Source organism: Helicobacter canadensis MIT 98-5491, assembly GCF_000162575.1.
Lineage (GTDB): Bacteria > Campylobacterota > Campylobacteria > Campylobacterales > Helicobacteraceae > Helicobacter_D > Helicobacter_D canadensis.
In genome coordinates, this window is record NZ_CM000776.2 from 248,604 (window position 1) to 270,208 (window position 21,605).

A 21,605-nucleotide genomic window follows, 5' to 3' on the forward strand; every position below is an offset into this window, starting at 1 on the left:
TTTTACTCATAAGAAAGTTGCTGAAGAATATCAATTTCCTCTAATGCCTTACCTGTTCCTTTTGCAACGCACAAAAGTGGTTCTTCACCCACATATACAGGGAGTTTTACAATTTCGGATAAATATTTATCAAGCCCTCTAATAAGCGCACCACCTCCGGTTAGAACGATACCATTTTCAACAATGTCTCCGGCTAAATCAGGTGGCATTTGCTCTAGCACATCTTTTAGGGCATTAGAAATTTCTTTTAGGGGTTCTTTCATTGCTTCTCTAACATCTTCGCTTGTAAGTTCGATTGTGTTAAGTAATCCACTTACTTGATCACGCCCTTTAACTTGCATACTTAAAGGTTCATCAAGGCTAACAGCAGAACCAATTTCTATTTTAATGATTTCACCAGTTCGCTCTCCAATTAATAAGCTATATTTACGCCTTACATATTCTACAACCGCGTTATCAAGTTTATCTCCAGCGGTTCTTAGGGATTTTGAAATAACCAAACCTCCTAATGAAATTACGCCAATTTCCGTTGTTCCACCACCAATATCAACTACCAAGCTACCTTTAGGCTCTTTGACAGGCAATCCAGCTCCAATAGCAGCAGCCATTGGCTCTTCGATTAAAAATACTTCTCTAGCCCCAGCACTCATAGCAGATTCTCTAACGGCTTTGCGTTCAACTCCTGTAAGACCATAAGGCACGCAAACGATAATTCTAGGACGCATTAAAGCCTTTCTTCGGTGAGCTTTTTCAATAAAATGTCGAATCATTTTTTCAGTCATATCAAAATCTGCAATAACACCATCTTTCATAGGTCGCACGGCTAGGATACTGCCTGGAGTTTTTCCTACCATCTCTTTGGCTTCATGTCCCACTGCTAGAATCTTATTTCTGCCGTATCTATCATTCCTTACAGCTACTACAGAGGGTTCATTGATGATGACACCTTGCCCTTTTACAATTACAATTGTATTTGCAGTTCCTAAGTCAATTGAAATATCATGTGAAAACCAACCAATTATTCTATCTAATAGCATTTCTCCCTCTTTTTAGTAAAATTTTAAGCACTTTTTTTATTGCTTTTCTTTTGTTTGATGAGTATAGGTTTTTCTTTTTTGGTTACTGATTCTTGAGTAATGATAACTTCATACCCTTTAAGCTCAGGCAATTCATACATAATATCTAGCATAATTTCTTCCATAATTGAACGCAATCCTCTTGCGCCAGTTTTTCTTTGAATTGCAAGTTCGGCAATGGCTTCTAGAGCTTCTGGCTTAAAGGTCAATATAACATCATCAAGTTCAAAAAGTTTTTGATATTGCTTGGTGAGCGCATTTTTTGGTTTTTGGAGAATAGTTATCATCGCTTCTTTAGTAATTTCATCTAAAGTGGCAATCATATGCAAACGCCCAATGAGTTCGGGAATTAACCCAAAGCTTACTAAATCATCAGGTTCCACTTCATCAAGTAGATTTTTTGATTCTGTTTTGGCATTTTTTGTGTGGTGGAATCCAAGGACATTGCCCCCAATGCGTCTTTCAATGATTTCGTTTAATCCATCAAAAGCACCACCGCAGATAAAAAGAATATCTTTGGTGTTGATTTGAATGAAATCTTGATTGGGGTGCTTTCTGCCTCCTTTTGGTGGAATATTAACGACACTTCCTTCAATGATTTTTAAAAGTGCTTGTTGCACACCCTCGCCAGAAACATCACGCGTGATTGAGCGATTTTCAGAGAGTCTTGAAATTTTGTCAATCTCATCAATAAAAATAATTCCTTTTTGTGCCTTTGTAACATCGCCATTGGCTTCTTGCAGGAGTCTTGTTAGGATATTTTCTACATCTTCCCCTACATATCCTGCTTCTGTTAAGCTTGTTGCATCGCAGATTGCAATGGGGATATTAAGTGCTTTAGCTAATGTTTGTGCCATAAGTGTTTTTCCACTTCCTGTTGGTCCAATAAGCAATATGTTGGATTTAGAGATCTCTGTCTCGTCTTCTTTAGGATTTTGTAAAATGCGTTTGTAATGGTTATACACTGCAACGCTAAAAACTTTTTTGGCTTTTTCTTGACCAATCACATAATCATCAAGAATTGCTTTTAATTCTTTGGGGGGTATGATTTTTAAATCCATTTCTTGAGTAGCTTCAGCTTCTTCAAAATGTTTTTCTGTCCCAAAAAGTAGATTATAAGAAGCAATGATACAATTTTTACAAATGCAGACATTATTTCCAGTGATTAAAGGATTCTTGTGAGTTTCCTTTGATTTGCAAAAATCGCAGATTCTTTCGTTCATAGACTTTTCCTTATAAATGGGATTCCTCTTGTGGAATTAAGAATAAAATGGCACATTTTTGTGACATTTTCATCATTTGGGTTTTCATCTAAAATTTCTTGGGCAATTTCTTTAATAGGCTGATTACCAAAAAAAAGTCGTTTATAGGTAGAATGAATTTTATCTACTTGATAATGTTCGAAATTTTTTCTTAAGCGGTGAAGGTTAAGTCCCCGAATCACTGCACGATTCCCTTCTGCCATACAAAAGGGAGGAATATCTTGAGAGAGTGCGCTTGCACCAGCAATCATTGCATAATCTCCAATTTTGACAAATTGATGTATAGGGGTTAATCCGCCAATATTAATATAATCTCCCATAACAATATGCCCACCAAGTGTAGCTCCATTAGCCAAAATACAATGATTTCCGATAGTGCAATCGTGAGCTACATGCACATAAGCCATTAGTAGATTATTGCTTCCAATAATGGTTTTGCTTCCGCCACCTTCAGTTCCAGGATTAATCATTGTAAATTCACGAATCTTATTATTATCGCCAAAAATAAGCTCATTGGGTTCGCCATGATATTTGAGATCTTGAGGTTCTGTGCCTAAGGTTGCATTAGGAAAAATCGTGTTGCTTTTTCCTAAAGTTGTGTTGCCTAGGATTGTTACATGGTTATATAGCTTTGAATTATCACCTATTTTGACATTTTTACCAATGATGCAATAATGCCCAATTTCAACATTTTCCCCAATAATTGCCCCTTCTTCTATGATTGCACTTGGAGCGATTTTAGCGGTTTTTGCGATATTCACTTGTTTGTCCCTTCTTTATTTTTATCAACTATCATTGCCTTTAGTTCAGCTTCTGCTACCAATTTTTCTTCTACATAGGCATAGCCTTGCAAAACCCAAATACCACCTTTTTGCTTGATAACTTCAAGTTTATAGGTTAGCTTATCGCCAGGAGTTACGGGATTTCTAAATTTGGCTTTGTCAATACTCATAAAATATACGATTTTATCACCATTATTGCTTGAATCCTCGCCAAACATACTCATAAAGGCTAACACTCCACCTGCTTGTGCCATTCCTTCAATAATATAAACTCCAGGATAAATGGGTTGCACGGGAAAATGCCCATTAAAAACTTCTTCATTAATGGTAATATTTTTATAAGCTTCAATGGTCTGGTTGGGAGTGATTGAGGTGATTCTATCTACAAGCAATAAAGGATAGCGATGAGGTAGAATCTCGCGTATTTTTTGCACATCATAAATCATAAGATACCTTTAATTATTGAAATTTCGTATTGTAGCATAAATTAAAATTCTTTTTCATAATGCCATTTTGCCCGGATTTAAAATGTTGTTTGGATCAAAGGCTTTTTTGATTGATCTAAAGAGATTCATTTCTTCTTGGGTGAATGCAAGTTTCATAAAAGGGGCTTTAGAAATGCCAATTCCGTGTTCTCCGCTTAGGGTGCCGCCAAGTTCAATGGTGATTTTAAAAATCTCTTCAATGGCTTTGTGTCCTTTCTCTAATTCTTCGGCTTTGGAGCCATCAACCATAACATTGGTATGCACATTTCCATCGCCTGTATGTCCAAAGCAAGGGATTATAACACCATATTTTTGAGAGACTTGTTGGATTTTTTCTAATAATTCTGGGAGTTTGGAGCGTGGCACGGTAATGTCTTCATTGAGTTTTTTGCTACCATAAATTGTGATGCTTGGACTCGCATTTTTTCTAGCAAACCATAAATCAGCCGCTTCTTGCTCATTAGTTGCTTTAATGAATTGAGTTGCACCATTTTCATAGAATTTTTCTTCAACTTTGGCAATTTGGTATTGAATTTCTTCAGGTAAATTTCCATCGACTTCTGTGATAAGAATCGCTCCAGCATCAGTGGGTAATCCTTTGTGAAATTTTTCTTCAACGGCTTTAATGCTAAGGTTGTCTAAAAACTCCATTGCTACAGGTGTGATTCCACTTGCCATAGTTTTATAAACTGCATTCATTGCAGTTTGGATACTTGGAAAAATACCCATTGCACTTTGTTTGTATTTTGGCTTGCTAAGTAGTTTTAAGGTGATTTCAGTGATGACTGCCAAAGTCCCCTCACTAGCAATCAAGATCCCTGCGATATTATAACCCGCAACATCTTTGATGGTTTTTTTGCCCGCACAGATAATGTCGCCATTAGGCAAAACAGCGCGTAAAGCCATTACAAAATCTTTAGTGATTCCATATTTGGCTGCACGCATTCCACCGGCATTTTCACTAACATTCCCACCTAATGTGGAGTAATGCTCACTTGCAGGATCGGGTGGATAAAATAAGCCAACAGCCTCGACAGCTTTTTGAAGTTGCATATTGACAACTCCAGGTTGGACTCTAGCCACCATATTTTCCATATCAATTTCTAAAATTTGATTCATATGTTTTTCTAGAGCCAATACCACTCCGCCTTCTATTGGTAAAGCGCCCCCTGTAAATCCACTCCCTGCACCGCGTGGGACGATTGGTATTTTATGTGTGTTACAATATTTTAGAATCTTGCTTACTTCTTCTTCGTTATGAGGAAATACGACACATTCGGGATATTTGCGATCTTTGGTAGCATCATAGCAGTAAGCACTTAAGTGTGCCTTATCATTATAACAATCTTCGTTTCCAACAATCTCTTTTAAGTCGCGAATATTTTGTTCTGTCATTTTATGAATTCCTTAAAAAATATTTTTGAGGCTTTGGGTAAAATAGTTGGTAACTCTGCCAAAGAAGGTTGCATCGCTATCTTTGATTTCTCCTTTGAGTAAGGCATCAAAATAGAGATAGTAATCTTGTGTTCTTTGGTCATTAATTAAGTAAAAAAACCATTCTTGGTTAATAGAACCAATACGCGAGAAAAAGGGCAACATTCTCTCTTCAATAGGGGCTCTTCCTGTAATATAATCCTTTTTGATAAGGCTAAAAGTTTGGCAATCTAAAGCTTGTCCTTCATTGAGATTAACAATATAAACAATCCCTGCGGCATATTGAGAGCAAATCTTTCTAAAGTCCGCTTTAACAGGTGCAGTATGCCCAACTTCCATTAAATAAGCAGCAAATAAATCAGGATGAAGCCAAGTGACTTCAGGATAAGCATTTTTGACTTTATCATAGATATCTTGAGTGGGCGCGATTAAAAAGGCTCGATCATTAAAGCTGCGGAAAATAACTTCATCGTTTTTTTGTGGTTTTAAAAGTGGAGTAGGGAAAGCCTTTTGTTCTAGTGCTACAAAAGGTTCAAAGGCAATTTTTGCTCTATTATCATTTATTTCTACGACTGCAGCCATTGCTATGATTCCAGAATGATCTTTGTCAAACCAACGCACAATTTCTCCGCTTTCTCCAACTTTTAAATCAAACGCAGGGACATAAGCAAAATGTTCAGAATCGGTATCAAGTTCAATGATAGGAACGATGAGTTTGTTACCAAAAGGTGAAGCAAATGTTGTAATACTAAAAAATAAAGTAAAAATAAAAAGCTTAATCTTTAGGCATTTCATTGGATAAAGCACCTTAAATGTAAAATATAAGTGAAAAATAAAGGCTTAATTATACATTTAATTTTCTTAAAATTATGGCATATTTTGGAAATTTTTTAGGATCAAATGATTTGTCTTTCAACTTAAAATAATATATTATTGAGCTATGATGTGTCTTGTCGTAACAATTTTTGTTATTTTTAAAAATTAAAACAAGCGTGTATAATTAATTAAGTTTTATGAAAATATTTTTTTGGTAGCATTCCGCTCGCTGTTTGCAAAAATCTAGTAATTTTGCAATCTAAGTTTGAAATGAAGGAGAGAATATGGAGTTTTTAGAGCTTCTAATGGTTTTAATTGCAATGATTTTAATCATTAAAAAACCAGAAAAAGAAAAATTGGCTTTTAATCTTGTAATGATTTCGTGGGTGATTATGATTGTGCTTTATGTGTGGCATAAGGCAGGTGGAATTCTCACAAATATGAATCTGTAAAAGGCTTGTGAAATGAATGAAAATACAAAAGTAAAAAATTTCTACACATTGATGTGTTTAGCAGGATTGTTGATTATTTTATTGCCTGTTGGTATTGCTAATGTTGTTTTTGGGTATATTTTAGGCGATAGCCCTTGCACACTATGCTGGGGGCAAAGAGAGGCTATGATTTTTATTGGTGTAATGGCGTTATTTATTGTTCGTTATGGCTTTAAAGGCAAATATGTTGCTGCTATTTTAGTAATGGCTGCATTTGGATTGTATCAATCTTTTGCACAATATGGAATGCACGCAATGCGCGATTTAGATCAAGGATTTGGTCTAGCAGTATTTGGGCTTCACACTTATTTTTGGGCAGAAATTGTATTTTGGGCAGTTGTGTTGTTACTAGGAGTTATCTTTGCATTTGCACCAAAATTCAGTGAATTTGAAGTAGAAATGGCAGGAAAAAAGGTAAGAGAATGGACTAAACTTTCTTTTGCATCTGTTGTTGTTGTAACTTTAATCATTGCTTCAAATGTTTTTCAAGCCTTTGTTAGCACAGGTGTTCCACCATATGCAGGACAAGGAGATCCAGTTAGATTTAGCCTTAATCCAAAATATATTATTTGGAGCACAGATTATTGGAAAGGTAAATTTAATGGCTTCTCTTTCTTGGGACCAAGAGATGTAAAAGCGCCTGATTATGCTTTTGCACCAGCAAGTCCAAAACTTGGAGTTACCTTTGATAATGATAGCACCAATGCACCTTTGAATGTTGATGAGACTCTTGAAATTGTTAATGAGCAAAAAATTGATTTCCCATTGCCTATTAATACCCTAAGTTATATTCGTGGAGAGTATTTAGCAAGTTCGAAACATGATGTAGCTGTGATGGATGATAATTTCCAAGTAAAATCTAGCTTTAAGCTTGACCCTTATTTTTCTGCAACTATTGATCCTATCATCGGTATTATTCCTTATATGGAAGATAAATATCTTTTAATGGGCTCTAATAAATCTTTCTTGCGATTTAAACAAAATCCAAATGCAGATGATGCAAAGCAATATGCAGATTTTATTGAAGGTGCAGATAAATTTGAAGGGCAAGGTGAGGGCTTAGGAAGAGGGCGTTTGGTTAGCGTAAGATCTAAGTTTTATCATGTTGCAAGTATGGCAACAGATGGAAAATATTTTTATTTAGCTACAACTCCAAACAATAAACGTGCTGAAACTCTTATAATTAGTAAATTTTTATTGAGTGATAGAAAATTATCAGGAGAGTTTATCCCATCTGCAAATCTTAAAGAAGGTAAAACTCTAGGCGATCTTTATATAACTTCTATGGTTTATTATAATGGTGAGCTTTATGCACTTAGCAAAAATCATAATGTGATTGTGGTGATTGATCCTAAAGCAGAACAAGTTACAAAAACTATTGCTTATCCAGAAACAATCAAAAATGCTAGAAGCTTACTTATTAATGAAAAAGGGGATATTAGAATTCAAAGTTATCAAGATGGTTCAAATATCCTTTATACATTACAATAATCTTCTTAAATAACAAAGAATCCTAGATTGGATTTCTTTGTTTCTTTTTATCTTCATAAAGCGCTGCAGAATCTACATTTTTTAAAATTATTAAAGATATCTTAGGGTTGTAAATTTACAATAATTATAGAGTAAATTTGCTATACTTATAAGTTTAAATCCAAAATTACATTCTAGACGAAAGAGAAATGAATGCAGCTTAAAATTTATGATAGCATCAAAAAAGAAAAAGTAGATTTTTTCCCCATTAATCCTCCAAAAGTAAGACTTTATGTTTGCGGTCCAACAGTGTATGATGATTCACATTTGGGGCACGCAAGGAGTGCGATTGTTTTTGATTTATTGCGCCGAATCTTAAGAGAGAATGGCTATGAAGTGCTTTTTGCAAAAAATTTCACCGATATTGATGATAAGATTATTAATAAATCTTTGCAAAGTGGTTTGAGTGTTGCAGAAATTACACAGACTTATACGCAAAAATATCTTGATGAAATGGCAGCTTTAGGGGTAGAGAGAGCCGATATTGAGCCTAAAGCTACAGAGAGTTTGGAGAGTATTTGTGCGATGATTGAAAAGTTGCTAGAGAAAGGTTTTGCTTATCAAACGCCCAATGGAGATATTTATCTCTCAGTAGAGAAAGATCCGCAATATGGTTCTTTAAGTGGGAGAGTTGCCGAGCTTGAAACACAAAGCAGAATCCAAAATAGCGAACAAAAAAGAGATGCAAGAGATTTTGCACTATGGAAAAGCTATAAAGGAATAGGTGATATTGGTTATGATTCTCCCTTTGGGAAAGGGCGTCCTGGGTGGCATATTGAATGTTCAGCGATGATTAAAAAACACCTTGCTTATAGTGGAGAATATGCGATTGATATTCATGGAGGTGGAGCAGACTTGCTCTTCCCTCACCACGAAAATGAAGCTTCTCAAACGCGTTGTGCGGATAATCAAACTATTGCAAAATATTGGATTCACAATGGATTTGTAACCATCAATGGCGAAAAAATGGCAAAATCTTTGGGGAATAGCTTTTTTATTAAAGATGCATTAAAAAATTATGATGGCGAAATTTTACGATTCTATCTTTTGGGGACACATTATCGTGCTGGATTAAACTTTGCAGAAGAAGATTTGCTAACAGCTAAGAAACGCTTGGATAGAATCTATCGTTTAAAGAAGCGTATTTATCCAATTCAAAAAATTGATGAGGGGGAATGTTGCGAGTTTAGAGAAGCATTTTTGGAAGCTTTGAATGATGATTTAAATGTCTCAAAGGCTTTGAGCGTAGTAGATGAGTTTGTAGCAAAGGCAAATGAGCTTTTGGATAAAAAGCAAAAAGATAAGGCACCAATGATTGCTGGAAATTTAGTGATAATAGAGCGACTTTTGGGGATTGGAAGTAAGAATCCTTTTGCATATTTTCAACTTGGAGTGAGTGAAGAACAGAAAAATGAGATTGAAACTTTGATTGCAAAAAGAAATGAAGCCAAAAAACAAAAAGATTACGCAGAAGCCGATAAGATTCGAGAGGAATTACGCAAAATGGGAATTGAGATTATGGATACTTTTGAGGGTTGCGTGTGGGAGAAATTTTAAGTCTTTTAGCTTAAAAAGGAGATTTATGGAATATACGAGTTTGTTTAGTCTCTTTGTTATTGCATTAATTGGTAGTTTTGGGCATTGCATTGGAATGTGTGGTGGTATTGTTTTGGCTTATAGTGGAAGGCTAACAAATAATGGGATAACCAATAAAAGCACTTTGGCACTTTATCATATTTTGTATGGTTTGGGGCGTGTAACTATTTATGTGATTTTAGGGGCGATTGTGGGGGCTTTAGGCAGTATGTTTAATTTGAATGCTACTTTGCGTGGAATCTTGTTTTTAATCGCAGGGATTGCTATGATTTTAGCAGGATTGTCTCTTTTTGGTAAAATGCGATTTTTGACAAAATTAGAGCATTCACTACAAAATGCCAAATGGTATCAAAAAAGTTTTCAAACTGCTTTGAATTTAAGGACTCCGCAAAGTATTTATTTACTAGGATTATTAAATGGACTTTTGCCTTGTGGATTTGTGTATGCATTTTTGTTTAGTGCTGCTGGAAGTGCCAATATGGTAAGTGCTATGCTTGTGATGTTGGTTTTTGGGATTGCGACTATTTTCCCTTTATTTTTCTTTGGGGTATTGGCTAACACTCTTTTTTATAAGCCAAATTTTAGAAAAATTTTGATGAATCTTGCTGCAATTGCCATTATAATTTTTGGTGGTTTAATGGTGCAAAAAGGTGTCAAGTTTTTGCAGAATCCAAATATGGGACATAAAATGCATATGAGTATGTTGATATTAGGAGATTTTAAATAAGCTAGGTTTATGGCAAATTTTGGAAGGGTTCAGGGGGACTTGTGTTTTAAAATATCAAATTTTATAAGAATAAGTCTATTGTTTAAGACAAAATTGCATACTATATAAAAAATAAAAGAAGCGTTAAGGTTAAAAGAACAATGAATCTTACAAAAATTATCCACCATTTTTTTTCAACAGCAATTGTTGGAATTGAAATTGACAACAAAAATTGTAATGTAGTTGTCAAATTTTATCGCGGTGGTAAGCATATTCGCACACAAACAAAAACATTTAAAACTATTCCTGGAGAATTACCCGCACAAGCCGTGTGGTTTATTAGAAAAATCTATGCAAAAAATCCATTTACTTACATTGTGGCACTTTCTTCTTCCATTATTCAAGGTGCAATTAACACTAATCGCAAAGAAGATTTTAGTCAATATGGCATCAATGCCGATGAGGTTGTGAAGAAAAGTTTTAGCGATGGATGGTCTGTATATGTCTCTAAAGAAGGTATAGCAGAAACTAAGAAGAGATTTTTGAAATTGGGTGTGGATTTTATCATTTCTCCTTTTTTGGTGCTTTATCATTTAGCTAAAGATACTTTCCAAGAAAATCATTGTAAGCTTTATATTTTATTTCAGCGTTCTAATATGACGATGATTGTAACAAAATCAAATAGCGGAGTTTTATTTGGCGGTTATTATGCCTTAGAGAGTGAGATTGATTCAGAATTAAAAATTGTTAAAAATTCATTCAATCAAGAAGAAGAGGAAGAGAGTGCAGATATTACAAAGGATATTCAGCAAGAACTTAGTGAAATTGGCGATGTAGATTTAGACAATGAAGAAGGAGATGATGCACTCATTGAAATCTTAAAAGGTGAGGACAAACAAGAGGAGGAAATAAAGGATGAAAATTTGGAGCAAGATAATGATGATTTAGATGATTTTTCAAGAGTGAATATGGCGACTAAATTTATTCAATCTGCGATGAGTGAATTTTATAGTAATGATATTTATAAGAGTGAATTTATTACTGAAATTGTGCTTTTTAATCCAAATAATATTTCAACAGAGACACTTAAACAAATTCAAAATTTTACAATGTTAGAAGTCAAAATTATGCCTTGTAATATTGCAGAAACACTTGTTGATTTGGGTTTTGAATCTTATCAATTTTTTGAAGCAAGGGGAGAAGTGTGATGAATTATAGTTTTATCTCGCCTAATAAAAAAACATTACTAAAAAAAGTTTCTCGCATTTGGTGGGGTTATATTTTTTTAACACTTTTTATCTTTTTTGGCTTTGTTGTTACTTTGAAGATTCAAGGGTATTTTATGGAAATGAAAACAACAGAAGCACTAGAAGCACAAAAAATAGCTTTAGATGAGATTAAAAAATTTCAAGAAATTCAACTTCAAGAAGAACAAAGAGTGGAATTTGGAAAGTTTATTGCTAATCAAAATGTAATGTTAAAAGAAAGCGTAGAGAATCTATTTGATTTGATTCCAGAGCAAATTACACTAAATAAGATTCAAATGGAACAATATCAGCTTGTTTTATATGGTGCAACTCCTTCAAAACAAATTTATACTTTTTTGCTTGAAGTTCCTTTGCGTTCTATCTTTCATCAAAGCAGGGCGGATTTTTATTTATTGCCTAATGGATGGTATAATTTTGTTTCAGTGAGTAAGCTAAATAAAGAGGAGCAAACGAAATGAAAGCTTTTTTTGCGCAAATTGATTGGGTAAGAAATACTTTCTTTTTCGTATTTTATTTTTTCTTGGTGATGGTTATTTTTATAGCAATCATTAAACCCCAATTAGATGTTTTTAAAAAGACAAATGCTAATTACCGAAAAGAAGTTTTTGCTTTAAATCAAATTCAAAGCCAACACGATTCTCAAAAGCAAGAATTATTGGATTATCAGAAGCAAAATATTGAAATTTTAAGAGCCTTTGAAACGCCTACCACATTGCAAGAGATTGAAGAGAAGTTAAAAATTATCTTTGATACTTCTGGAGTTGTGCAAGATGGAGAGCCAATAAAAGAGGGTGAATATTTCAAGCAGCGTTATGTGGTAAGTGGAAAAGTTAAAACAATAGAAACTTTAAAGAACGCGTTAAACTTGACACAAAATTTCAATGCAATTATGCGGTTTAATTTTCCTATTCATATTGAAAAGGAAAATGGAATGCTTGTTTTTTCTTTTCGATTAGATGTTTATTATTCATCCAAAGATTCTAGTATATTAATCAACAATTAAAGGAGGATTTAATGCGAAGTGATATTATCAAACAAGGCTATCAAAGGGCTCCACATAGGAGTTTGTTGCGTGCTACAGGGCTTAAAGATGAGGATTTTAATAAGCCCTTTATTGGTGTGGCAAATAGTTATATAGACATTATCCCCGGACATTTTTTCTTAAACAAATACGCAGAGATTATCAAGGAGGAAATCCGCAAAGCTGGTGGTGTGCCATTTGAGTTTAATACTATTGGCGTGGATGATGGTATTGCTATGGGGCATAATGGTATGCTGTATTCCCTCCCTAGTCGTGAGTTAATCGCTGATTGTATCGAAACGGTGATGAATGCGCATAGCCTAGATGCGATGATTTGTATTCCAAATTGCGATAAGATCGTGCCTGGTATGCTTATGGGGGCATTGCGTGTCAATGTGCCAACGATTTTTGTAAGTGGCGGACCGATGATGGCAGGGAAGCTAAGCGATGGAAGCGTGCTAGATCTAAATTCTGCTTTTGAGGCAGTGGGTGCGTTTGAAAGTGGCAAAATCGATGAAAAACGCTTGCACGAAATAGAATGCAACGCCTGTCCTGGTGGCGGAAGTTGTAGCGGTATGTTTACGGCAAATTCTATGAATACACTTTGTGAGGCTATGGGGGTAGCCTTGATGGGTAATGGAACAATCCCAGCGCTTACAAAAGAACGCGAGGAATTGTTGCGAAAGGCTGCAAGACGCATAGTAGAAATTGCCCTAGATTCTCAAAAGAGTGAGCAGTTTAGATTCCGTAATATCCTCAATCACAAAGCCGTGCATAATGCCTTTGTTGTGGATATGGCAATGGGGGGAAGCACAAATACGGTATTACATATGCTTGCTATTGCCAAAGAAGCAGAGGTAGAGTTTAACCTCCAAAATATCAATGAGATTGCCAAAAATGTCGCTCATATCGCCAAAATTGCTCCAGCACTTAGCAGTGTGCATATGGAAGATATTAATCGCGCAGGTGGCGTAAGTGCGGTGATGAATGAAGTAGCCAAACGAGATACACAAACTTTATTTTTAGACGCTCTAACGATTACAGGAGAGACTTTAGGCGAAAGAATTAAGGGCAAAGAAATCACTGATACGCATATTATCCATACCAACGAAAATGCTTATTCACAAGTTGGTGGGCTAAAGATTCTCTTTGGGAATCTCGCAGAGCAAGGTGCGGTGCTTAAAGTGGCAGCCGTGGCAGAATCTATGAAAGAATTTAAGGGCAAAGCGATTTGTTTTAATTCCCAAGCTGAAGCGATTAAAGGTATAGCAGGTGGTAAAGTCAAGGCAGGAAATGTAGTTGTGATCCGCTATGAGGGTCCAAAGGGAGGACCAGGAATGCAAGAAATGCTAAGCCCTACAAGTTTGATTATGGGAATGGGACTAGGCGAATGCGTGGCGCTTATCACTGATGGGCGATTTAGCGGGGCAACTCGTGGTGCATGTATAGGACATGTGAGCCCAGAAGCAGCAGAGGGAGGGCTTATCGCGCTTATTGAAGATGGCGATGAAATAGAAATTTCTGTTGCAAGGGGAGAGTTAAATCTGCTTGTAGATTCTAAAGAATTAGAATCTAGAAAGGCAAAATGGCAACAACAAGGTGTCGCAAAGACAATTATGACTAACAAAAATATCACAAGCAAATGGCTTAAGCGTTATTCATTGCTTGTTAGCAATGCTGCAAATGGCGCAGTGCTAAAAACGGAATTATAAACTATATAGATTCTATGGATTTTTAAATCCATAGAAATTGCAAAATACTTGGTTTGCTGAAGTAAAAGATTGATGAAAATTTCTATTTAATGCTTTTGCGTAATGTTCAAATTCTTGGATAAAATAAGTAATGAAAGCTATAATAAGGGAATTTAGAGCAGCCTCTCGCTAGGAGTACCCCACAGCTATCGGCAGGTTAGCCCTCTAAACTAGCTAAATTATAGCAGACAAAACATTAAATAAAATTAAATAAAGGTGCAAAATGGGTTTTTCTTTGCAGAATCTTGAATATGAAAAGATTAAGGCTTTGTTTTGTGATTTTCCAAATTTATTAAATAAAAACTTTGAAGTTCGTATGAAAAAAGCGCTAAGTGTATTGCACTTTGCTTATTTATGGGGTGCTTGCAGGGAAGCAGAAAAAGCTTTAGCAAAATATGAAAAAGATGACTTGTATGAATTTATTATGCAATTGTATATAAAAAGAATCAAAACACATCAGGCTAATTTTTTGCTCTTGCATTATTTTGAAAATGCATTGCGTAGCACATTGTGCGTTAAAATTGCAAATTTTTACAACAAAGATAATGGCGATTCGTGGTTTATAGACCAAACTTCAAACTCTAGTAGCTCAAAAGTCGTTGTCAAGCTTATTCAAATAAGAAGAAAACATCTAAAAAATAAAAAAGCTAAAAATTCATGGGAAATTTTTGATTGTTTTTACCTTAGGGATTTGGAAGATATTATTAGCTCTCATTGGGATATTTTTGCACCTATTTTTAAAGATAAAAAAATTATAAAGGGAAAGAATTGCCATGTTATGGCACAAAAGAACATCTACTAACTAAACTTAGTCAAATTAGACAGGCAAGAAATGAAATTTTTCATAATAAATCTACAAAAATGAAATTCCGCAAAGAATTAGAAATACTGCTTTTGCGTTTAGATTATTGTTTGGAAGATGTCATTGAGATTGGTGAGATTTCAACAGGCATTAATCTAAAATACAACTACAAGCAACAATATACAAATGAGTTGTAATTCACAAGCAAACCATTTATATTTGGAAAATTCTTTGTAATTTTAGCTTTTTTTACAAACTCGCCTAAGAGGCTATGCTGATATGCAAGAACACAAATTGAATTCGTCTTGATCGTTCCCTATGTTTTAGTCCCTTCTTAAATTTCTTTATGGTAAAATTTTCGCCCTTTTTTGTTAGAACTCAAGCAAGTTTTAGTCCCTTCTTAAATTTCTTTATGGTAAAATTATAGAAACTTTGGGGCAAATTCCATAACAGTTTTAGTCCCTTCTTAAATTTCTTTATGGTAAAATAGATACCTAAAAAACCAAGAAATTTAGGGATTTAAGTAGAAAAATTAGTAAAAAATATGCTAAAATCTTTCTAGAGAAATTTAAAAAGGGACTAAAATAAGTGGTTTTCGGTAAGCCACGCAGGATTAAAATTCCTTTTAAAACCGAATCTTTTAATCTTATTTTTTAGTGATAGGTATTAAAGATTCTACTTCAAAGAGATGATATAAATACTTTGACAAAACTACTTTTTAAGTAAAACAAACTTAGTGATTCTAAAGTAAAAAAATGAAAAGAAAGACAAGATTTTTGTAAAGTAAAGGTGTAGAATCTCATTTTGATATCTTTTATTATTTGTTATAGTCACCATTACAATATTTTATCTTATCTATTTTATTTTCTATTAAAAAGGCATATTATAGTAAGTCTTTTAAGAGAAACTTGTTTTTAAAAGCTTCCATAGTAATATGATAAAAAATAAACCCAATTACAAGCCATAGTTCCCACCATTTAAAAAAATAAATAATAGGCAAGATAAATATTGTATATAGAAGTGCCGAACAAAAGGGATCCATAGGATTTTAGAGTAAAAAAATTTAGATATGCAATTAAAAGAATCTATGATGCTAGAATGTGGTAAGTCATTGAAAGCAAAGCAAGATTCGAATAATTTAGAAAAGCTGGTGTTGATGTAAGAATATTAGAAAATATTACAAGTGGTGTGGCTCATGTTGCAGAGATGAAAGCAGAAGGAAATTTGATTATTATATGGTTGGATATAGAAAGGGTATGGCACAAGGTTATGGAACCGATACACCCAATGATTGGAGCGAAGAAAAGGAACAACTCTTTAATGATACTTTAATACTACATGCCAAACTCGCAGCCCTAACTTCTCCTTAAAGCTATCCTAATGCTCCTTATTATTTTACCCCTGAAAACCTAGAATGGTATTATAAAAGACATAAACTTGATAGACTCCTTGATCCAAGAATACCTGCTATTTGTAGGGCTAACTTCCCTGAAGATTTAAGAGCTAAGATACAAGCTTATGCTAAGGAGCATAATATAAAAGAGTAAAGAATTAAAAGAATAGAAAAACAATAAATTTATAGGTAGATTAGCCGCTACTATAATTCTTTTACGATTAAACTAAGAGCTAAAATATTGAGCAATATTTTTAAGCCTAATGAAGATAATCTTTATCTAATTTAGAGCCTTGTTGTTTTGGCGTCTTTGGGTATTTTTAATTCTTGTTTTTAATGCTATTTGTATCCATAAATTAGATTTTGGTCGGGTTAGCTAAGCTTTACAAAACTACCAAATGTTTTGGCTATCCGTTTTTCTATTTAAAAATAGATTAATTTGTTTATGATACAATTTTGATAATTATTTTCAATATCAAAGGAAAACAATGGAAATTCTTAAAGAAACAATTGATTATATTATCTTTGGAATCTTAGGAATTATGGGTTTTATAGCTTTGTGGCTTACGATAGAACGAGTGATCTTTTTTTCTAAAATTAAGTTTAGTGATTACAAAACACAAGAATCTTTTGATGATGCAATTACCAAACATCTCACTACGCTTTATATTATTTATTCCAATGCACCTTATGTCGGGCTTTTGGGAACGGTGATTGGGATTATGATTACTTTTTATGATATGGGAATGAGTGGTAGCATTGATACCAAAGAGATTATGACAGGTTTATCCCTTGCACTAAAAGCAACGGCTTTAGGGCTTGCAGTGGCGATTCCAACTTTGATTGCTTATAACGCTTTGTATCGAAAAATTACTCTTTTAAGCAACCTTTATAAAACAAAGGAAACTTATGGTCAAGATTCCTAAAAATGAATCGCTCAATATCGTTCCTTTTATTGATATTATGTTGGTTCTCTTAGCCATTGTGCTAAGTGTTTCAACTTTTATCGCACAAGGTAAAATTCAAATCGAGCTTCCACAAAGCACCAATCAAGAACAACAAAAAGATGAAAAAAAGGTGCAAATTGTCGTAGATAAGGATAATCAAATCTATTTAGATGAGAAGGCAATTAGCTTGGAAGCTTTGAAAGTGGAGTTAGAAAAGCTGGATTCTAAAACACTAGTAGAATTGCGTAGTGATAAGGATGCAAAATTTGAAACTTTTATTCAAATTATTGATATTTTAAAAGGAAAGGCACATGAAAACTTTAGCATCGCAACACAAGCTAAACAATAGCACCTTACAATCTTTTTTGGTTGCAAGTGGAATCTATGCCATAATTTTTTTAAGTCTTTTTTATGGTTCATCTTATTTTCTTCCAAAAGACATAGGTTTGCAAACTCAAACTATGGCAATTTCTCTTACGCATTTCACACAAAGTCCTGCGGTGCAAAAGAGTGCTCCACCTCCAATGCAAGAAGAAATTAAAACTCCTCAAAAGCCTAAAGTAATGGAGAAACCAAAGGAGATTAAAAAAATAGAGCCTATTAAAGAAAAGATTGTCCAAAATTCAAAGCCGATATCAAAGCCAAAACCTAAGCCTACTACCAATCAAATGGCTAAGACACAACCGCCAACTAATACTCCTAATATTTCTAATACTCAAGCTAATCAGGCTTCATCTACTTTGACATTTGGCAAGGTAAATGATCCCTTTTTGCTTTCTGTGAAGCAAGCAATTGATAAGAATCTCCAATATCCAAGAAAAGCAAGAATGTTAAGAATGACAGGGATTGTAATGGTGGAGTTTAAACTTTTTAAAAATGGGGAGTTGGGTAATGTAAAAGTGATTCAGCCTTCTAAGCATACGCTTTTGGATGAATCGGCTATTAAAACAATTCTAAGCGCTGGGCGAGATTTCCCAACACCTAAAAATGATGTGATTATTCAAATTCCTATCCAATATGTTTTAACTTAAGATTGCGAGATTGTTTGTTAAAGTTATTCATTAAGAATAACTTTGGATGTATTTTTGTATTTTTTCTTTGATATTAGGCGAGATACTTAATTCAAGATGTAAAATTGAAAGTGGCAATCCAAAATCCTCTAGTTTAACCGCATCTTTTTGAGTAATAAGTAGTGAAGTGGCATTAAGATTGGCATAAGATTCTAAAATCTTTGTTTTGTCAAAATAAGAATGATCTTTGAGAATAATTTTTCCCACTACATTGGGTAAGTATGAATCAAGCCTAGATGGATTTGCGATGGCTGTTAGCAAAAGCATTCTTTGGGTAGGGTAGAGGAGTTCCACTTTTCTAGTATAATCTTGTCCTTCTTTGGCGATAATATCAGCTTCTTTGTAGGCTCTTTTGGATTCGCGATAGCCGCCACTTGGAATACAAAAGCTAAAATAAGGCTCCAATTTTGGCTTTAATAAAATATTGAGTTTTTTGAAATTAAAACGGAAACCATCATCTAAAAAGATGATTCTTGCTCCCATTTCTTTGGCTTTTAGGATAGCTTTTGTGCGATTTTTGCTAACAATCACTGAAGCATTGGGAAGTAATTTGGCAAGCATAATTGCTTCATCGCCGGCAACTTCTGGAGTTTCAAGAATATTGCCATTTTGACTAATGACTTTTAATCCCTTACTTTTACGCCCATAACCTCTTAGAATGACACAGCTTAGTTCATAATCTTTTGCAATTTCAGCGACAAAAGGGCTTTTGCCACTTCCGCCCAAAATGAGATTCCCGACGCTAATAATGGGAATTTGAAAGTCTTGTTGGAGGGATATTTTTCGCTTTAGTGTTGCGATAAAGCAATAAATCAAGCTAATGGGCAAGAGGCAGTAAGCTAAAATTTTTTGAGGTAAACTTGGTGCAAAAAAGTATTTTTCTAAAGTTCTCATTTTATACCCTGTGAGTTGCAAGTCTTGAAATTTCTTTGCAAATATAATCAATATCTTCTTTTTTCATCGCACTATAAATAGGCAAACTTAAGATTTGTTGGTAATTTTTAAGAGCGATAGGAAAATCACTAATTTTGAATTTATATTTACTTTTGTAATAAGTTAAAAGATGTAGAGGCACGAAATGCAGGGCAGTTTCAATTCCGCTTTCTTTAAGTTCTTTGGCAAAGTGATCGCGATTCTTGTCAATTTTAATGATAAAGTGAAAAAAGATATGCTCATTTTTAACCACAGGCATAGAAATATGGGGAGTGTTTGCTAGGTTTTGCATATAATAAGAAGCGATTTCTTTGCGTCTTTTGATAATATAATCCATTCTTTGTAATTGGCTAAGACAGAGGGCTGCGTCTAAATAACTTAAATTGTATTTATTACCAACGCCTACGACATCATAGAGATATTGTGGGCGAACACTTGTAACCTTTTCGCTTACGATTCCGTGATAGCGTAATAAAGTGGCTTGATTAGCTAGTTTTTCATCGTGTGTAGCAAGGATTCCAGCTTGTGCTACGGGACTAGAAGAATCAAGGACAATGCTAAAGATTGTAGCATAACTTTTTTGATTCCCTATTTTTATGTCATTATGAGTTAATCCAAGTGCCATTGTTGCATCTTCGATAATTTTAAGATTATAATGTTCTGCAAGCTTATAAAAGGGTTCTGTATCGCAAAATTGTCCTGCAATGTGGCTAACAATAATTGCACGAGTTTTTTTAAGATTGTTTTTTTCTAATGTTTCTTTGCATTTTTCATAAGAAATTTCAAAAGTATCTTCCATAATATCTACAAAAATGGGTTCAGCATCAAAATGTCGAATGATTTCTGGGAAGCTTGGGTGGCAATTCACAGAACAAAGAATCTTGTCGCCGCGTTTAATATCCATAGCAAAAAGACAAAGATGAAAAGCCGCTGTCCCGCTATTTGCAGAGATTGCATATTTGATTCCAGTGTAGTTTTTAAAGGCTTCCTCTAAATCTTGAGTGATGTTGTAGCTTGGATTTTCAAGCACATGGTTAATTAGCTTTTTCTCACTTTCAGTGATATCAGGGATAAAATAGGGAATCTTTAGCATTTATAATCCTTTTATAAGGGTGCAATTTCTGGAATTTTTCTTTTAAATTCCATTGTTTTTATTCTTTGTATAACTATATCAACTGCCTTTTTTGGTAAGTTTTTATCTAGGATTTCTTGTTTAGAAAATCCTTGCTCTAAGAGTTGCATAATATTATCTAAAATTTGATAAGAAAATCCAAGTTCTTTTTCATCACTTTGTCCTTCATATAAATCTGCACTAGGGGCTTTGGTTTGAATGCTTTGGGGAAGATTTAAAAGCTTGGCAATTTCAAAAATTTCTGTTTTATAGAGATTGCCAATGGGATTAATCGCACAAGCTAAATCTCCAAAAATCGTCCCATACCCAAGCAAAATCTCACTTTTATTGCTTGTTCCAATAACTAAAGCGTTCTTGGCAAAAGCATAATCATACAAATAAATCATACGGATTCTAGCACACAAATTTCCCATTCTAGCTGGATTGTTTTCAAGCCCTTCTAGTGTATCTAAAAAGCCCTTTTGGGGTTTTTCTAGGGGGAGAATGGAGTGAGAAATATCAAAGGTTTTGCAAAGTTCTAGTGCATCTTCAAGACTGCTTTTGGAAGATTGTAAAGAGGGCATTAAAATCGCGTGATGATTTAAACCAAAAGCTTGTTTGCACAAAACAGCAACGACTGCAGAATCAATCCCTCCGCTTAGCCCAAAGACGACAGATTTAAATCCTCTTTTTTGCACTTCTGTTTGTAAGAATTCTACTAGCTTTGTGATAATTTTTGAGTAATCTTTCATAAAATGCCTAAAATTTTAATTTTTAAGAAAATAAAAACAATTCTTATAAATAGAATTCTATCCAAAAAATCTTTTAGATTATGCTTAGTTTTTGGATTTTAGTAACATTTAAGTTTTTAAATTAAATTTTAAGCGGTTGATAAGTTTGAAATATTTGGTTATTAAAGAGAAGCAATGGTCGGAGTAGCGGGATTTGAACCCACGACCTCACCCACCCCAAGGGTGTGCGCTAGCCAGGCTGCGCTATACTCCGAAAATGTAGTATAATTTGAAAGTGGGATTGTATCAAAAAATGATTAAAATAATATTGAAACCACAAAAATATTTTTGGAATACTTTTTGCTTTTTTGAAATCTAAATATTTTAGCGAAAATAAGGA

Annotated in this window: 22 protein-coding genes, 1 tRNA gene and 2 pseudogenes; 15 read left to right on the forward strand and 10 right to left on the reverse strand. The window is 34.1% G+C overall.

The window, feature by feature from the left end; translation table 11 throughout:
- Positions 1–2 precede the first annotated feature (2 nt).
- From HCAN_RS01275 to HCAN_RS01300, 6 genes are read right to left on the reverse strand one after another with little or no spacing between them, the layout of a single operon-like run.
- Positions 3–1,037 (reverse strand): rod shape-determining protein, encoded by a 1,035-nt coding sequence (locus HCAN_RS01275; protein WP_006655922.1) that lies wholly within the window; start codon positions 1,035–1,037, stop codon positions 3–5.
- Between the two features lie 23 nt (positions 1,038–1,060).
- Positions 1,061–2,299, reverse strand: coding sequence for an ATP-dependent protease ATP-binding subunit ClpX (gene clpX / locus HCAN_RS01280; protein ID WP_006655921.1), 1,239 nt, complete (start codon positions 2,297–2,299; stop codon positions 1,061–1,063).
- Positions 2,296–3,099, reverse strand: a complete 804-nt coding sequence (lpxA, locus tag HCAN_RS01285; protein WP_006655920.1) for an acyl-ACP--UDP-N-acetylglucosamine O-acyltransferase — start codon at positions 3,097–3,099, stop codon at positions 2,296–2,298. The genes clpX and lpxA overlap by 4 nt, the downstream gene beginning before the upstream one ends.
- Positions 3,096–3,566 (reverse strand): 3-hydroxyacyl-ACP dehydratase FabZ, encoded by a 471-nt coding sequence (gene fabZ / locus HCAN_RS01290; RefSeq protein ID WP_006655919.1) that lies wholly within the window; start codon positions 3,564–3,566, stop codon positions 3,096–3,098. Before fabZ ends, lpxA begins: the two co-directional genes overlap by 4 nt.
- Positions 3,567–3,620: 54 nt before the next feature.
- Positions 3,621–5,000, reverse strand: a complete 1,380-nt coding sequence (glcD, locus tag HCAN_RS01295) for a glycolate oxidase subunit GlcD (RefSeq protein ID WP_006655918.1) — start codon at positions 4,998–5,000, stop codon at positions 3,621–3,623.
- A gap of 12 nt (positions 5,001–5,012) precedes the next feature.
- Positions 5,013–5,834, reverse strand: a complete 822-nt coding sequence (locus tag HCAN_RS01300) for a plasminogen-binding N-terminal domain-containing protein (RefSeq protein ID WP_006656718.1) — start codon at positions 5,832–5,834, stop codon at positions 5,013–5,015.
- Between the two features lie 305 nt (positions 5,835–6,139).
- Between HCAN_RS01300 and dba the strand changes: the two genes are divergently transcribed.
- The 15 genes and pseudogenes from dba (at position 6,140) to HCAN_RS01365 (ending at position 18,391) form a co-directional block, all read left to right on the forward strand.
- The gene (gene dba, locus HCAN_RS01305; RefSeq protein ID WP_006655916.1) at positions 6,140–6,307 is read left to right on the forward strand and encodes a disulfide bond formation protein Dba; all 168 of its coding nucleotides are present in this window, start codon (positions 6,140–6,142) and stop codon (positions 6,305–6,307) included.
- Between the two features lie 12 nt (positions 6,308–6,319).
- On the forward strand, positions 6,320–7,837 hold the full coding sequence (gene dsbI, locus HCAN_RS01310; RefSeq protein ID WP_006655915.1) for a disulfide bond formation protein DsbI: 1,518 nt from the start codon (positions 6,320–6,322) through the stop codon (positions 7,835–7,837).
- Between the two features lie 192 nt (positions 7,838–8,029).
- Positions 8,030–9,433, forward strand: coding sequence for a cysteine--tRNA ligase (cysS, locus tag HCAN_RS01315; protein ID WP_006655914.1), 1,404 nt, complete (start codon positions 8,030–8,032; stop codon positions 9,431–9,433).
- 25 nt (positions 9,434–9,458) lie between these two features.
- Complete coding sequence (locus tag HCAN_RS01320; protein ID WP_006655913.1) at positions 9,459–10,199, forward strand: sulfite exporter TauE/SafE family protein; 741 nt, start codon at positions 9,459–9,461, stop codon at positions 10,197–10,199.
- Positions 10,200–10,339: 140 nt separating this feature from the next.
- On the forward strand, positions 10,340–11,386 hold the full coding sequence (locus HCAN_RS01325; RefSeq protein ID WP_006655912.1) for a hypothetical protein: 1,047 nt from the start codon (positions 10,340–10,342) through the stop codon (positions 11,384–11,386).
- Positions 11,386–11,904: a hypothetical protein gene (locus HCAN_RS01330; RefSeq protein WP_006656719.1), complete on the forward strand. Its 519-nt coding sequence runs from the start codon at positions 11,386–11,388 to the stop codon at positions 11,902–11,904. Before HCAN_RS01325 ends, HCAN_RS01330 begins: the two co-directional genes overlap by 1 nt.
- The gene (locus HCAN_RS01335; protein WP_006655910.1) at positions 11,901–12,449 is read left to right on the forward strand and encodes a hypothetical protein; all 549 of its coding nucleotides are present in this window, start codon (positions 11,901–11,903) and stop codon (positions 12,447–12,449) included. Before HCAN_RS01330 ends, HCAN_RS01335 begins: the two co-directional genes overlap by 4 nt.
- A gap of 11 nt (positions 12,450–12,460) precedes the next feature.
- On the forward strand, positions 12,461–14,179 hold the full coding sequence (gene ilvD, locus HCAN_RS01340; RefSeq protein ID WP_006655909.1) for a dihydroxy-acid dehydratase: 1,719 nt from the start codon (positions 12,461–12,463) through the stop codon (positions 14,177–14,179).
- Between the two features lie 262 nt (positions 14,180–14,441).
- Positions 14,442–15,020 (forward strand): hypothetical protein, encoded by a 579-nt coding sequence (locus tag HCAN_RS01345; RefSeq protein WP_006655908.1) that lies wholly within the window; start codon positions 14,442–14,444, stop codon positions 15,018–15,020.
- Complete coding sequence (locus HCAN_RS08060; protein ID WP_050748910.1) at positions 14,987–15,217, forward strand: hypothetical protein; 231 nt, start codon at positions 14,987–14,989, stop codon at positions 15,215–15,217. The genes HCAN_RS01345 and HCAN_RS08060 overlap by 34 nt, the downstream gene beginning before the upstream one ends.
- Before the next feature lie 847 nt (positions 15,218–16,064).
- A pseudogene (locus HCAN_RS08370) lies at positions 16,065–16,256 on the forward strand (hypothetical protein); the annotation flags it as partial.
- Positions 16,229–16,567: pseudogene (locus HCAN_RS01350) on the forward strand (hypothetical protein); the annotation flags it as partial. The pseudogenes HCAN_RS08370 and HCAN_RS01350, both read left to right, overlap by 28 nt.
- A 334-nt stretch (positions 16,568–16,901) precedes the next feature.
- A complete protein-coding gene (gene exbB / locus HCAN_RS01355; protein ID WP_006655905.1) occupies positions 16,902–17,339 on the forward strand; it encodes a TonB-system energizer ExbB in 438 nt (145 codons plus the stop codon).
- A complete protein-coding gene (gene exbD / locus HCAN_RS01360) occupies positions 17,323–17,709 on the forward strand; it encodes a TonB system transport protein ExbD (RefSeq protein WP_006655904.1) in 387 nt (128 codons plus the stop codon). Before exbB ends, exbD begins: the two co-directional genes overlap by 17 nt.
- A complete protein-coding gene (locus HCAN_RS01365) occupies positions 17,672–18,391 on the forward strand; it encodes an energy transducer TonB (protein WP_006655903.1) in 720 nt (239 codons plus the stop codon). The genes exbD and HCAN_RS01365 overlap by 38 nt, the downstream gene beginning before the upstream one ends.
- Before the next feature lie 30 nt (positions 18,392–18,421).
- Here the strand turns inward: HCAN_RS01365 and HCAN_RS01370 are convergent, their stop codons facing one another.
- From HCAN_RS01370 to HCAN_RS01385, 4 genes are all read right to left on the reverse strand, one after another.
- On the reverse strand, positions 18,422–19,324 hold the full coding sequence (locus HCAN_RS01370; protein ID WP_006656720.1) for a tetraacyldisaccharide 4'-kinase: 903 nt from the start codon (positions 19,322–19,324) through the stop codon (positions 18,422–18,424).
- Between the two features lies 1 nt (position 19,325).
- The gene (locus tag HCAN_RS01375; RefSeq protein ID WP_006655901.1) at positions 19,326–20,456 is read right to left on the reverse strand and encodes a DegT/DnrJ/EryC1/StrS family aminotransferase; all 1,131 of its coding nucleotides are present in this window, start codon (positions 20,454–20,456) and stop codon (positions 19,326–19,328) included.
- An 11-nt stretch (positions 20,457–20,467) separates the two neighbouring features.
- Entirely contained in the window at positions 20,468–21,226 is a 759-nt protein-coding gene (locus tag HCAN_RS01380) for an NAD+ synthase (RefSeq protein ID WP_006655900.1), read from the reverse strand.
- A 175-nt stretch (positions 21,227–21,401) separates the two neighbouring features.
- Positions 21,402–21,479, reverse strand: a tRNA-Pro gene (locus tag HCAN_RS01385).
- Between the last annotated feature and the right edge of the window lie 126 nt (positions 21,480–21,605).

Excerpts from the sequence above, each read along its gene's own strand:
- HCAN_RS01370 (WP_006656720.1), bottom strand. The coding sequence starts at position 19,324 with ATGAGAACTTTAGAAAAATACTTTTTTGCACCAAGTTTACCTCAAAAA.
- HCAN_RS01320 (WP_006655913.1), top strand. The coding sequence starts at position 9,459 with ATGGAATATACGAGTTTGTTTAGTCTCTTTGTTATTGCATTAATTGGT.
- HCAN_RS01335 (WP_006655910.1), top strand. The coding sequence starts at position 11,901 with ATGAAAGCTTTTTTTGCGCAAATTGATTGGGTAAGAAATACTTTCTTT.
- HCAN_RS01330 (WP_006656719.1), top strand. The coding sequence starts at position 11,386 with ATGAATTATAGTTTTATCTCGCCTAATAAAAAAACATTACTAAAAAAA.
- fabZ (WP_006655919.1), bottom strand. The coding sequence starts at position 3,566 with ATGATTTATGATGTGCAAAAAATACGCGAGATTCTACCTCATCGCTAT.
- ilvD (WP_006655909.1), top strand. The coding sequence starts at position 12,461 with ATGCGAAGTGATATTATCAAACAAGGCTATCAAAGGGCTCCACATAGG.
- HCAN_RS01380 (WP_006655900.1), bottom strand. The coding sequence starts at position 21,226 with ATGAAAGATTACTCAAAAATTATCACAAAGCTAGTAGAATTCTTACAA.
- HCAN_RS01300 (WP_006656718.1), bottom strand. The coding sequence starts at position 5,834 with ATGAAATGCCTAAAGATTAAGCTTTTTATTTTTACTTTATTTTTTAGT.
- exbD (WP_006655904.1), top strand. The coding sequence starts at position 17,323 with ATGGTCAAGATTCCTAAAAATGAATCGCTCAATATCGTTCCTTTTATT.
- cysS (WP_006655914.1), top strand. The coding sequence starts at position 8,030 with ATGCAGCTTAAAATTTATGATAGCATCAAAAAAGAAAAAGTAGATTTT.
- HCAN_RS01375 (WP_006655901.1), bottom strand. The coding sequence starts at position 20,456 with ATGCTAAAGATTCCCTATTTTATCCCTGATATCACTGAAAGTGAGAAA.
- HCAN_RS01365 (WP_006655903.1), top strand. The coding sequence starts at position 17,672 with ATGAAAACTTTAGCATCGCAACACAAGCTAAACAATAGCACCTTACAA.
- HCAN_RS01275 (WP_006655922.1), bottom strand. The coding sequence starts at position 1,037 with ATGCTATTAGATAGAATAATTGGTTGGTTTTCACATGATATTTCAATT.
- exbB (WP_006655905.1), top strand. The coding sequence starts at position 16,902 with ATGGAAATTCTTAAAGAAACAATTGATTATATTATCTTTGGAATCTTA.
- dba (WP_006655916.1), top strand. The coding sequence starts at position 6,140 with ATGGAGTTTTTAGAGCTTCTAATGGTTTTAATTGCAATGATTTTAATC.
- glcD (WP_006655918.1), bottom strand. The coding sequence starts at position 5,000 with ATGACAGAACAAAATATTCGCGACTTAAAAGAGATTGTTGGAAACGAA.
- dsbI (WP_006655915.1), top strand. The coding sequence starts at position 6,320 with ATGAATGAAAATACAAAAGTAAAAAATTTCTACACATTGATGTGTTTA.
- clpX (WP_006655921.1), bottom strand. The coding sequence starts at position 2,299 with ATGAACGAAAGAATCTGCGATTTTTGCAAATCAAAGGAAACTCACAAG.
- HCAN_RS01325 (WP_006655912.1), top strand. The coding sequence starts at position 10,340 with ATGAATCTTACAAAAATTATCCACCATTTTTTTTCAACAGCAATTGTT.
- HCAN_RS01345 (WP_006655908.1), top strand. The coding sequence starts at position 14,442 with ATGGGTTTTTCTTTGCAGAATCTTGAATATGAAAAGATTAAGGCTTTG.